This is a genomic window from Pseudomonas sp. 3MAES_34.3B (assembly GCF_058145875.1).
Window position 1 is genome coordinate 4,616,768 of record NZ_CM176960.1, and the last position, 12,125, is coordinate 4,628,892.

Here is a 12,125-nt window from a genome sequence, read left to right on the forward strand (position 1 = left end):
AATGGTCGGGGTGAGGGGATTCGAACTCCTGACATCCTGCTCCCAAAGCAGGCGCGCTACCGGACTGCGCTACACCCCGAAGTTGGCTCCGCGACCTGGACTCGAACCAGGGACCCAATGATTAACAGTCATTTGCTCTACCGACTGAGCTATCGCGGAACTACATACAACGGTACAACTGGGACTACGTTTGCTGCTTCCGAAGGGTTCGGCCTTCGTCTCAACCTGCGTCGCGTATCGCTACGTTCGCTTGTCTGAGGCGCGCCATTCTACACCTTCGTTTCACCCTGTCAACCCCTGTTTTAGCAGTAAGATGCTGATTTCCATCTTTTTTCTGCCACCGGTAAAACCGGCTTACCCAAGGACGTCTGGAGCGGGGCGCATGATATATAACATCGCCAGTGCGTGCAAGGGGTCTGCACGCACTGGCGTTATTTACCTTACGCGAACACGATTTCCTCGCCTTCCACCTTGGCGTGGATCGAGCTGCCGGGCAGGAAAGTACCACTCAGAATCAGCTGCGCCAGCGGGTTTTCGATCCAGCGCTGGATTGCTCGCTTCAGCGGCCGCGCCCCGTATACCGGGTCGTAGCCAATCGCGATCAGCTTATCCAGGGCTTCGTCGCTCAGCTCCAGCGCCAGGTCGCGCTCGGCCAGCCGGCTGCGCAAGCGCCCCAGCTGGATCTGCGTGATGCCGGCGATCTGCTCGCGGCCCAGGGGTTCGAAGATCACCACTTCGTCCACACGGTTGATGAATTCCGGCCGGAAGTGCGAGCTGAGGGCATCCATCACCGCCGCCCGTTGCGCTTCCCGATCCCCTACCAGCTCCTGGATGCGCGCCGAGCCCAGGTTGGAGGTCATCACTACTACCGTGTTGCGGAAGTCCACAGTGCGCCCATGGCTGTCTGTGAGCCGGCCATCCTCGAGCACCTGCAGCAGGATGTTGAACACATCAGGGTGCGCTTTCTCCACCTCGTCCAGCAGCACCACCGAGTAAGGTTTGCGCCGCACCGCCTCGGTCAGGTAGCCACCTTCTTCATAACCCACATACCCTGGAGGCGCGCCGATCAGCCGGGCAACCGAATGCTTTTCCATGAACTCGGACATGTCGATCCGCACCATGGCTTCTTCGGTGTCGAACAGGAACTCGGCCAGCGCCTTGCACAGCTCGGTCTTGCCCACGCCGGTAGGGCCCAGGAACATGAACGAGCCACTGGGGCGGTTCGGGTCGGACAGCCCCGCGCGGGAGCGGCGCACGGCGTTGGAGACCGCAACCACGGCTTCGTTCTGGCCGATCACTCGCTTGTGCAGCAGGCTTTCCATCTTCAGCAGCTTGTCCCGCTCGCCTTCCAGCATCTTGGACACTGGAATGCCGGTCCACTTGGACACAACCTCGGCAATCTCTTCTTCGGTTACCTTGCTGCGCAGCAACTGATTCTCGGTCTTGCCGTGCTGGTCCACCATTTGCAGGCTGCGCTCCAGGTCCGGGATGATCCCGTACTGCAGTTCGGCCATACGGCTCAGGTCGCCACGGCGGCGCGCCGCTTCCAGCTCTTGCCGGGACTGTTCGATCTTCTGTTGGATTTGCGCAGAGCCCTGCACCTCGGCCTTTTCAGACAGCCACACTTCTTCAAGGTCGGCGTATTCGCGCTCCAGCCGGGCAATATCCTCGGTGAGTTTTTCGAGGCGCTTGCGAGCGGCCTCGTCCTCTTCCTTCTTCAGCGCCTGGGATTCCACCTTCAGCTGAATCAGACGGCGCTCCAAGCGGTCGAGCTGCTCAGGCTTGGAGTCGATTTCCATGCGAATGCGGCTGGCCGCTTCGTCGATGAGGTCGATGGCTTTGTCTGGCAGCTGGCGATCGGTGATATAGCGATGGCTGAGCTTGGCTGCGGCAATGATGGCGCCGTCGGTGATCGCTACCTTATGGTGAACCTCGTAACGCTCCTTGAGGCCACGCAGGATGGCGATGGTGTCTTCTTCGCTCGGCTCGTCTACCAGTACTTTCTGGAAGCGCCGCTCGAGGGCTGCGTCTTTTTCGATGTATTGCCGGTATTCGTTGAGCGTGGTGGCGCCTACGCAGTGCAACTCGCCCCGCGCCAGCGCCGGCTTGAGCATGTTGCCAGCGTCCATCGAGCCTTCGCCCTTGCCGGCGCCGACCATGGTATGCAACTCGTCGATGAACAGGATCACCTGCCCTTCCTGCTTGGACAGCTCGTTGAGCACCGACTTGAGGCGCTCTTCGAACTCTCCGCGGAATTTGGCACCGGCGATCAGCGAACCCATGTCCAGCGACAGCAGGCGCTTGCCCTTGAGCCCATCCGGCACTTCGCCATTGATGATGCGCTGAGCCAGGCCTTCGGCAATGGCGGTTTTACCCACGCCAGGCTCACCGATCAGCACGGGGTTGTTCTTGGTACGGCGCTGCAACACTTGTATGGTGCGGCGGATTTCGTCGTCGCGGCCAATCACCGGGTCCAGCTTGCCTTCTTCGGCACGGCGAGTGAGGTCGACGGTATATTTTTCCAACGCCTTGCGCGATTCCTCGGCGTTGGGGTCGTTTACCGCTTCGCCGCCGCGCAGGTTATTGATGGCGTTTTCCAGGGCTTTCTTGCTCACGCCCTGGCCAAGCAACACCTTGCCTACCTTGGTGTTCTCGTCCATGGCGGCAAGCAGCACCAGTTCACTGGAGATGAACTGGTCGCCCTTCTGCTGAGCCAGGCGATCGGCCTGGTTAAGCAGGCGCGCCATCTCCGGCGACATGTTTACATCGCCGGTGGGGTTCTGGATCTTCGGCAGCCGGTCCAGCTCCTTGGCGAGCTCTTTACGCAAGCCAGCCACATCGAAGCCTACCTGCATCAGCAGCGGCTTGATCGAGCCGCCCTGCTGGTCAATCAACGCCTGCAACAGGTGCGCAGGCTCAATGGCGGGATGGTCCAGGCCCACCGCCAAGGATTGGGAATCGGACAGCGCCAACTGCAACTTACTGGTCAAACGGTCTATACGCATGGATAGTCCTTCCTGATAAAGGCAGGCCGGAGCGATAACCAACTCCGCATAGATGACGAGACAACCTGCCCGAGATACCGGTTAGATAGGGGCGATTGTTCAAGATTCAAGCAGCAGGCGGCGAACACTGGCTGCAGGAGGGGGCCTGGCCCGCGAGTATGGCGGACCGGTTGGAGATTCGAACAGTGCTTGCTGAGGGCGACGTGCACTCACGCGGGGCCTCTCGCATTCAGCCAGCGATGAATATAGCCCACGACCTCCAGCATACCGGTCTCGGTGTCCAAAAGGTCCAAGGGCCGTTTATTGCCAAAATGCTGGTTGACCGTCTCAAGCCATTTGAAAGCTTTGCCGCGATCCCCACAAATGGGTATCGCGGCCATCAAGACCTTTTCCAAAAGGTCTGGCCTCGCAAACCAGCTATCAGGCTTCACCGTTGGCCGCCGCCCCGGGATGACCCGAGGTAGCTGGCAATCCGACAGTTCTGCCTGGGTGATATGGGTGCGTACCCAGTGAGCGAAGCTGGCCAGCTCCGTGTTAGGTACGCGCTGATGGCGAGAAGTAGGAACAACCAAGCCGATGCGAACGCTCGTCAATTCCCGAATCATCTTCAAGGCAGGGGCGATATCTGTATCGTTCGTGACAATTACGGCTTGGTCGACATTACCAACCACAGCGTCATGGAACGCATGTAGGGCCAGATTGACGTCGCTCTGTTTCTCCTCGACTTTCCAGGCTTGAACCTCCTCACAATCGCGTGGTGCACGGTGCAAAGCGGCTGGGTCTACTACCCGGACTTTCATTCGATTAAGGGCGTAATAGCCCTCTATCACTTCGACTCGGTCAGGGTATGTCTTGCGAAGGGCGGTGTGGTATCGCGCCTGAGATGACACCGAATCCGAGCTGCGAGCAACATTTTGAAGAATCTTCGCAGTAAAAAACTTGATGGCAGGAGGGGCTGCCAGACAGAACGAACCAGGGCAACCTTGGGCATCGGTGAGGTACACCGAAGGTAGTATCCGGCGCTCAAAGAGCGAAACCAGATCCAACCATTTATAGGGTGTTCCCTTCAGGCAGCCGTAGTACAGGTTGTAACCATCTACATAAACCCGCGTGCGCAGGGGCTTAACTATCCGCGCTCCTTGCATGGGGTTACTCCAGAAACGAAAAAACCGGCTTTCGCCGGCTTTTTCCCCCTCCAACCTGATGGCCAAGCCACGCTGGTCATGAGGGTTAGTTGTTGAAATGAATTCTGCCTTCGCAGGCGCCGAGAGGCAAGGAGTTTGTCAGCAAGCCTGGGCGGAATCAGTAGTGCATGTAATTCAAAGAGTTACGCAGCGCCAATTCCTTCGCCAGCCAACCACACCAATGAAGCAAACCGCCCTGTACGCGCCGCACGACGGTAAGAGAACCAACGCGGGTCGGTCACGGTGCACAGCCCGCCGCCATACACGGCTTGCACGCCGACACTTGCCAGGCGCAGGCGCGCGAGGGCGTAGATGTCGGCCATCAGCTTGCCAGGCTGCGCACCCGGCACGAACGCGGCTGCAGCCTCAGCGTGCTGGGAGGTGAAGGCGTCGCGCACTTCCTCTCCCACTTCGAACGCGCCTGGGCCAATGGCCGGGCCGAGCCATACGAGAATATCGCCGGGCGGCACGCCAAAACTGGCCACGGTGGCCTCCAGCACGCCATTGGCCAGCCCGCGCCAGCCCGCGTGAGCGGCAGCCACGCGTGTGCCCGCGCGGTCGGTGAACAGCGCGGGCAGGCAATCGGCGGTCATGGCGGTGCAGGCAATGCCAAGTGTGGCTGACCAACTGGCATCGGCTTCCGGCTGCTGCGAAGGGTCGGCTTCTACTACCTGGGTACTGTGGACCTGCCGTAACCAGGCAGGGCGAATGCCGTACAGCTCGGCCAACCGCCGGCGGTTTTCGGCCACGTCAGCGGGGTGGTCACCCACATGGTCGCCCAGGTTCAGGCGATCGAACGGGGCTTGGCTAACCCCGCCAGCACGAGTGGTGACGCAGGCCCGCACGTTGGCCGGCGCGGGCCAGTCCGGCAGAAGCAGGCTGCCGGAAAGGTCGGTCATCCGACGAAGGCCTCGCGGTCCTGCTTGAGCAGGGACGTGAGCCATACGAAGTCGTCAGGCAACGGCGACTCCCAGCCCATGCGCTCACCGGTGGTCGGATGGTCCAGCTCGAGGAAGCGGGCATGCAGCGCCTGGCGCGGGAAAGTTTTCAACGCATCGACCAGGCTGGCACTTGCCGCCGGCGGAATGCGGAAACGGCCGCCATAGGTCGGGTCGCCCACCAGCGGGAAGCCCACATGCGCCATGTGCACGCGGATTTGATGGGTACGGCCGGTTTCCAGCTTCACACGCACATGGGTGTGCGAGCGATAGCGGTCCAGCACGCGGTAATGGCTGACGGCGGGCTTGCCGTTGTCCATCACGCCCATGCGCTGGCGCTGGGTACCGTGACGGCCGATGGGCGCGTTGATCTTGCCGCCGGCGGTAACCACGCCCACTACCACGCATTCATAGATGCGGCTGACGCTGCGCTTTTGCAGCTGGGCGACCAGTTGCGTCTGCGCCTGCAGCGTTTTGGCGACGACCATCAGGCCAGTGGTGTCCTTGTCGAGCCGGTGCACGATACCCGCGCGCGGCACGTTGACGATGTCCGGCACGTGGTGCAGCAGGGCATTGAGCAAGGTGCCATCGGCGTGGCCAGCGGCCGGGTGAACCACCAGGCCCGCGGGCTTGTTGATTACCAGGATCTGGTCGTCTTCATAGACGATGTCCAGTTCGATGTCCTGGGCGACCCATTCGCCTTGGGCTTCCTGCTCGGCTTCGAGGGCCAGCACGGCGCCGCCATGGACTACGTCACGCGGGCGCAACACGGCGCCGTCAACGGTCAGGCGGCCTTCCTTGATCCAGGCGGACAGGCGTGAACGGGAAAATTCCGCGAACAGTTGCGCGGCAACCTGATCGAGGCGCTGGCCTCCCAGGTCGGGGGTGACTTCGGCGCTAAGCCGGATGATCTCAGACATGCTTGGCTACACAGGGAAACAGCGCGACCGCACAGCCTTTGGTTTCAGCTGCGCGCTTGTGGTTAAATACGGCGTCTTTCGCCCCGGAGGTTCGCGGGGCGCTCATCATAACAGGACGGCCGCGCCCAAGACAGCGGCCGTTAAGGGACGCAAGCCGCCATGCAAGTGAAACACCTGCTGCTGATCGCCATTGTCGGCCTTACCGCCGCCTGTTCGTCGAACAAGGAAGTGGTCGACGAGAACCTGAGCGAAGCCGAGCTGTACCAGCAGGCCCAGACCGACCTGGATAACCACAGTTATACCAGCGCAACGGCCAAGCTCAAGGCGCTCGAATCCCGCTATCCGTTCGGCCGCTACGCCGACCAGGCACAGCTGGAGCTCATCTACGCGAACTACAAGAACGCCGAGCCGGAGGCTGCAAAGTCTGCCGCCGAGCGTTTCATCCGCCTGCACCCGCAGCACCCGAACGTCGATTACGCCTACTACCTCAAGGGCCTTACCTCCTTTGACCAGGACCGCGGCATCGTGGCTCGCTTCCTGCCGCTGGACATGACCAAGCGTGACCCGGGCGCCGCTCGGGATTCGTACAACGAGTTCGCCCAGCTCACCAGCCGCTACCCGAGCAGCCGCTACTCGCCGGACGCCAAGCAGCGCATGATCTACCTGCGCAACTTGCTGGCGGCCTACGAAATTCACGTAGCCCACTACTACATCACTCGCCAGGCCTACGTGGCCGCCGCCAACCGTGGCCGGTACGTGGTGGAAAACTTCCAGGAAACCCCCGCCGTGGGTGATGGCCTGGCGGTAATGGTCGAAAGCTACCAGCACCTGCACCTGGATGATCTCGCCGATACCAGCCTGCAAACCCTGAAGTACAACTATCCGGACCACCCCAGCCTGCAGGACGGCCAGTTCACGCCGCTCAAGGAAGAGGCAGACAACCGTTCGTGGCTGTCCAAGGCAACCCTGGGCCTGATCGAGGGCGACAACACCCCGCCACCGCCAAGCGAAAGCCGCGCCAACCAGGAGCTGGCCAAGCAGTACCAGGACGCGAAGGACAATATCCCGCCTGAACTGCGCCCTGCGGACGAAGGCGGTACCGCCGACGAGCCTCCGGTAGAAAATGCCGAGCCCACGCCGCACCGTTCGTGGCTCAGCCGCCTGACCTTCGGCCTGTTCGACTGATCAGCGATGTAACGGTCGCTCCTGCAACGGGAGCGACCGCGCTGGCTCTTCCCCGCTTCCCTTGGCTACACTGCGCGCTCCTTCTTGCAGAAGCCCCGCCATCATGATTCGCCTGCTCTTCTGGATCGCCGTCATCGCCGTCGCCGTGTGGGCATGGCGTACCTTCAAGGCACCCAAGGCTCAACCACCACGCCCTTCTGGCAACACGCTGCCAATGGTGCGCTGCGCCCAATGCGGCGTGCACCTGCCCAGCGACCGAGCGCTGGCCAGCGGCCCGAATTGGTATTGCAGCCGTGCCCACCTGGAGCAAGGGCCCGCCCGGCGTGACCACTGAGGCCTCTGTCAGCGCCAGGGCCCAGGCGCGGCGGATGCTGCGGCTGTACCACCTGTATCGGCTGGTGATCGGCATCAGCCTGGTGCTGCTTATTTCCAGTGACATGGACAACCGTTTGCTGGAGCTGGCCAACGGCCAACTCTTCCGCATAGGCAGTTGGCTGTACCTGGTGTTCAACCTGCTGGTAGCGCTTACCTTCGGCAACGCCACCCGTTCGGCCAAGGTGTTCAGCTTGTCCGCGGCCGACGTGATTCTGCTCGCCGGGTTGTTCTATGCCGGCGGCGGCACCGCCAGTGGCATTGGCAACTTGATGATTGCTTCGGTGGCGATGAGTAACCTGTTGCTGCGTGGTCGCCTCGGGCTGCTGATCGCCGCCTTGGCCTCCATTGGTATCATCTACCTGACCTTCTACCTGAGCTTCACCCGCCCTTCCGCCGCCAACGATTACGTGCAAGCTGGCTCGCTGGGCGTGCTGTGCTTTGCCGTGGCGTTGATCGTGCAGGGCCTCAGCCACCTGCTGCGCACCAGCGAAACCCTGGCCGAACAACGGGCCAGCGACGTTACCAACCTTGAAGAATTGAACGCGCTCATCCTGCAACGCATGCGCACGGGCATTCTCGTGCTGGACGCCCAGCATCGGGTGCAACTGGCGAACCAAGGCGCGCTGGCGTTGTTTGGCAAGCCGGTGCTCAGCGGCCAGTTGATCAGTGTGCATGCCCCCGACTTGATCGAGCGGCTGCTGCAATGGCGGGTGAACCCCGCCTTACGGGTAAAAAGCATCAAACTTCAAGCCGATGGCCCGCCCGTGCAGGTCAGTTTTATCGCGTTGAGCCGCGGCGCGGGGCAGCAAACCCTGGTTTTTCTCGAGGACCTGTCACAGATCGCCCAGCAGGCGCAGCAGCTGAAACTCGCTGCGCTGGGTCGGCTTACCGCCGGTATCGCCCATGAGGTGCGCAACCCACTGGGCGCGATCAGCCACGCGGGCCAGCTGTTGCAGGAATCGGACGCACTGAACGACCCCGACCGGCGCCTGGTGCAGATCATCCTGGACCAGTCCAAGCGCATGAACCTGGTGATCGAAAACGTACTGCAGCTATCAAGGCGGCGCCCGGCCGAACCCGAGATGCTCGACCTCTCTGCCTGGTTGAGCGCCTTCGTGACCGAATTCATGGCAACGGCGCCCAGCCATCATCGGCTGCATGCGCACATTTCCGAAGGCTTGATCGAAACCCGCATGGACCCCCACCACCTCACTCAGGTTGTCACCAACCTGGTTCAGAACGGCTTGCGCTACAGTGGGCTCAATCACACGCAGGCGCAGGTATGGCTAAAGTTGGGAGTAGAGCGCGCCAGCGGTTTGCCGATACTGGATGTAGTGGATGACGGCCCAGGGATCGCCCCGGAAAAGCTCCAGCACATCTTCGAGCCGTTCTTCACCACCGAAACAAAAGGCACCGGCTTGGGTCTGTATATTTCTCGGGAGCTGTGCGAAGGCAACCGCGCTCACCTCGATTATCGGCCAGGCGCACAGGGCGGCAGTTGCATGCGTATTACCTTCGCTCACGCTCGAAGACAGGCCTGAACATGACGGCACGGCAAAAGATTCTTATCGTCGATGACGAACCGGACATCCGCGAGCTGCTCGAGATCACCCTCGGCCGCATGAAGCTGGATACGCGTGGCGCTCGAAACCTGAAGGAAGCCCGCGACTGGTTGAGCAAGGAAGCCTTCGACCTGTGCCTCACCGACATGCGCCTGCCCGACGGCACGGGGCTTGAGCTGGTGCAGTACATGCAACAGCGCCACCCCAACCTGCCGGTGGCCATGATCACCGCCTATGGCAATGTAGACACCGCAATCAATGCGCTGAAGGCCGGTGCGTTCGACTTCCTGACCAAACCCGTGGACCTGCCCCGCTTGCGAGAGCTGGTGGCGACTGCCCTGCGCCTGGTCAACCGTGCCACTGAAGCAGCTGCGGCCGACGACCGGTTGCTCGGCCAGTCACCCCCCATGCAGGCGCTGCGCAAGCAGATCGCCCGGCTGGCCCGCAGCCAGGCCCCGGTGTATATCAGCGGCGAGTCCGGCACGGGTAAAGAGCTGGTCGCCCGGCAAATCCACGATCAAGGCCCCCGCAGCGAGCGGCCGTTCGTACCGGTGAACTGCGGCGCGATCCCCACCGAATTGATGGAAAGCGAGTTCTTCGGCCACCGCAAAGGCAGCTTCAGTGGTGCCATGGAGGATAAGCCCGGGCTGTTTCAGGCGGCAGACGGCGGCACGCTGTTCCTCGACGAAGTGGCCGACCTCCCCTTGGCGATGCAGGTGAAGTTGCTGCGGGCCATCCAGGAAAAAGCCATTCGTAGCGTAGGCGGGCAAAGCGAAGTGATCGTGGACGTGCGGGTACTGTGCGCCACCCATAAAGACCTCGCCCAGGAAGTGCAGGCCGGGCGTTTCCGTCAGGACCTGTATTACCGGCTCAACGTGATCGAGCTTCGGGTACCCCCTTTGCGCGAGCGGCGCGAAGACATCGACCTGATTGCCCAATGCGTGCTCAAGCGCCTCGCTGCCAGCAGCGGCCTGCCCCCTGCCCAGCTAGCCTCGGATGCCCAGGCCACGCTGCGCCAGTACCGCTTCCCCGGCAACGTGCGAGAGCTGGAGAACATGCTCGAACGTGCCTATACGCTCTGCGAGAACGACACCATCGAAGCGGCCGACCTGCGCCTGGAAGACACCGCCCCGCTCCGTGAAAACGGCGAGCACAGCCTGGCCGAGGTGGACAACCTTGAGGATTACCTGGAGAACATCGAGCGCACGCTGATCCTCCAGGCCCTGGAAGAAACCCGCTGGAACCGCACCGCCGCTGCTCAGCGATTGAACATGTCGTTTCGGTCGATGCGCTATAGGCTAAAAAAGCTGGGGTTAGAATAGCAACTCGTGTCCATTCCCGGGCTAACGCCCGGTCCCACAGGCTCATCGCTCGCTGTGGGAGCCGGGCGGAGCCGCAGGCGTAGCTCGCGAATAAGGGCGCGTAAACATCGGCCGATACGGCGCCGGGTCAACAATCGGCGTTCGGCCCAGCATCAGGTCCGCCAGCAACTGGCACGACGCCGGCGCCAGCACCAGCCCATTCCGGTAATGCCCACAATTGAGCCACAGCCCAGGGTGGCTGGCGACCGGGCCAATAAACGGAATGCCCTCGGGTGATCCGGGCCGTAGCCCTGCCCAATGGCCAACCACTTCAGCACCCCTCAGCACAGGCAGCAATTCCTCCGCCGAGGCTTTGAGGCTGGCCAGCGCCTGCTCCGTCGGCGTTTTATCGAACCCGGCATGCTCCAGCGTACTGCCCACCAGAATGTGCCCATCCCGCCGAGGGATCGCATACCGCGTGCGGGCGAGCACCATGGCAGGCAGGAAATCTTCCGCGCATTTGAACAGGATCATCTGGCCTTTCACCGGCTGAACGGGCAGCGCCAGCCCTAGCGTACCCAGTAGCTCGCCGCTCCAAGCGCCCGCTGTAAGCACCACCTGATCGCCGCGCAGCGCACCCGCCTTGGTGAGCACACCGCAAATTCGCCCCTGCTCCTCGATAAAGCCGGTAACGGGCACATGCTCCCGCAGCGTGACATTGGGCAATGCCTCCAGCGCCGCCCGCAGGGCCTTCACCAGCCTGGGGTTACGCACATTGGCTACATCTGCCATATGGATGCTGCGGCTGAAGCCTGGCCCGAGCACCGGGACCTTGCGGTAGATCTCCTCGATCGGTACCTGGCTCAACGGACGGGCCTGAGCCCGCGCCCACTCAAGGGCTTGCGCTTCATCGTCGAGGTCCAGCCAGTACAGGCCGGTAACATGAACTTCAGGGTCCACGCCGGTACGCCCGAACAAATGATCGCCCAGCTGGGGATAGAAATCCTGAGACCAATGGGCCAGCGCGGTAACCGCCGGGCTGTAGCGCCACGGATACAACGGCGAGACGATTCCGCCCCCGGCCCAGGACGCTTCCTTGCCCGCCTGCTGGCGGTCCAGCACGGTCACGCGCGCACCTGCGCCGGCCAGGTTCAGGGCCGTGAGCAGGCCGATAACACCGGCGCCCACGATCAGGATGTGTTCTTCGCTCATTACGCTTGCGTTACCTTAGCGGCCCCAGCAGAAGGCATCGGTGACACCAGTGCTTTTGCCGTCGTTGGTTCGGGCGCCGGTTTGGTCGATGATGAATTTGCCGCATACATCAGTAGCCATCATTGTGTTATTCGCTGGGGTGGCCGTGATGGTGAAGGCCTGGTCCTGGCGCAATACCACAACGCTATACCAAGCGTTGCTAGCCGGAGCGGTATAGGCCGGGGTAACCCCGCTCTTGTCCGTGTATTGTCCAGCTCGAGAATAGTACCGTTCCAGCCCCTGAGCCGCTTCTACCAGCAGCTGCGCGATCTCGGCCCTGTGGCTCTTTCGCACGTAGTTCATGTAGCTGGGGTAGGCGATTGCGGAAATGATGCCCACGATGGCCACCACGATCATCAGCTCAATGAGGGTAAACCCTCTTGTTGCCTTTTTCATAATGCCTC

At 61.9% G+C, this 12,125-nt stretch carries 10 protein-coding genes and 2 tRNA genes; 4 read left to right on the plus strand and 8 right to left on the minus strand.

Annotation, left to right across the window (positions count from 1 at the left end; translation table 11 throughout):
- Nucleotides 1-2: 2 nt before the first annotated feature.
- From AC3Z8Y_RS20575 to rluD, 6 genes are all read right to left on the minus strand, one after another.
- A tRNA-Pro gene (locus AC3Z8Y_RS20575) sits at nucleotides 3-79 on the minus strand.
- A gap of 4 nt (nucleotides 80-83) precedes the next feature.
- Nucleotides 84-159, minus strand: a tRNA-Asn gene (locus AC3Z8Y_RS20580).
- Between the two features lie 281 nt (nucleotides 160-440).
- The gene (clpB, locus tag AC3Z8Y_RS20585) at nucleotides 441-3,005 is read right to left on the minus strand and encodes an ATP-dependent chaperone ClpB (RefSeq protein ID WP_490087355.1); all 2,565 of its coding nucleotides are present in this window, start codon (nucleotides 3,003-3,005) and stop codon (nucleotides 441-443) included.
- 209 nt (nucleotides 3,006-3,214) lie between these two features.
- Nucleotides 3,215-4,150: an antitoxin Xre/MbcA/ParS toxin-binding domain-containing protein gene (locus tag AC3Z8Y_RS20590; RefSeq protein WP_490087356.1), complete on the minus strand. Its 936-nt coding sequence runs from the start codon at nucleotides 4,148-4,150 to the stop codon at nucleotides 3,215-3,217.
- A 182-nt stretch (nucleotides 4,151-4,332) separates the two neighbouring features.
- Nucleotides 4,333-5,088 (minus strand): peptidoglycan editing factor PgeF, encoded by a 756-nt coding sequence (gene pgeF, locus AC3Z8Y_RS20595; protein ID WP_490087357.1) that lies wholly within the window; start codon nucleotides 5,086-5,088, stop codon nucleotides 4,333-4,335.
- Nucleotides 5,085-6,047 (minus strand): 23S rRNA pseudouridine(1911/1915/1917) synthase RluD, encoded by a 963-nt coding sequence (gene rluD, locus AC3Z8Y_RS20600; protein ID WP_181115650.1) that lies wholly within the window; start codon nucleotides 6,045-6,047, stop codon nucleotides 5,085-5,087. The genes pgeF and rluD overlap by 4 nt, the downstream gene beginning before the upstream one ends.
- 159 nt (nucleotides 6,048-6,206) lie before the next feature.
- Here rluD and AC3Z8Y_RS20605 point away from each other — a divergent pair, with 159 nt between their 5' ends.
- The 4 genes from AC3Z8Y_RS20605 (at nucleotide 6,207) to AC3Z8Y_RS20620 (ending at nucleotide 10,491) form a co-directional block, all read left to right on the plus strand.
- Nucleotides 6,207-7,232 (plus strand): outer membrane protein assembly factor BamD, encoded by a 1,026-nt coding sequence (locus AC3Z8Y_RS20605; protein WP_490087358.1) that lies wholly within the window; start codon nucleotides 6,207-6,209, stop codon nucleotides 7,230-7,232.
- Between the two features lie 103 nt (nucleotides 7,233-7,335).
- On the plus strand, nucleotides 7,336-7,566 hold the full coding sequence (locus tag AC3Z8Y_RS20610) for a PP0621 family protein (protein WP_490087359.1): 231 nt from the start codon (nucleotides 7,336-7,338) through the stop codon (nucleotides 7,564-7,566).
- Nucleotides 7,556-9,148 (plus strand): two-component system sensor histidine kinase NtrB, encoded by a 1,593-nt coding sequence (locus AC3Z8Y_RS20615; protein WP_490087360.1) that lies wholly within the window; start codon nucleotides 7,556-7,558, stop codon nucleotides 9,146-9,148. The genes AC3Z8Y_RS20610 and AC3Z8Y_RS20615 overlap by 11 nt, the downstream gene beginning before the upstream one ends.
- A gap of 2 nt (nucleotides 9,149-9,150) precedes the next feature.
- Complete coding sequence (locus AC3Z8Y_RS20620; protein WP_490087361.1) at nucleotides 9,151-10,491, plus strand: sigma-54-dependent transcriptional regulator; 1,341 nt, start codon at nucleotides 9,151-9,153, stop codon at nucleotides 10,489-10,491.
- A gap of 42 nt (nucleotides 10,492-10,533) precedes the next feature.
- Here the strand turns inward: AC3Z8Y_RS20620 and thiO are convergent, their stop codons facing one another.
- Together thiO and AC3Z8Y_RS20630 are read right to left on the minus strand one after the other, a co-directional pair.
- Nucleotides 10,534-11,682, minus strand: a complete 1,149-nt coding sequence (gene thiO, locus AC3Z8Y_RS20625; protein WP_490087362.1) for a glycine oxidase ThiO — start codon at nucleotides 11,680-11,682, stop codon at nucleotides 10,534-10,536.
- Nucleotides 11,683-11,697: 15 nt separating this feature from the next.
- On the minus strand, nucleotides 11,698-12,117 hold the full coding sequence (locus AC3Z8Y_RS20630) for a type IV pilin protein (protein WP_490087363.1): 420 nt from the start codon (nucleotides 12,115-12,117) through the stop codon (nucleotides 11,698-11,700).
- Nucleotides 12,118-12,125: the final 8 nt, after the last annotated feature.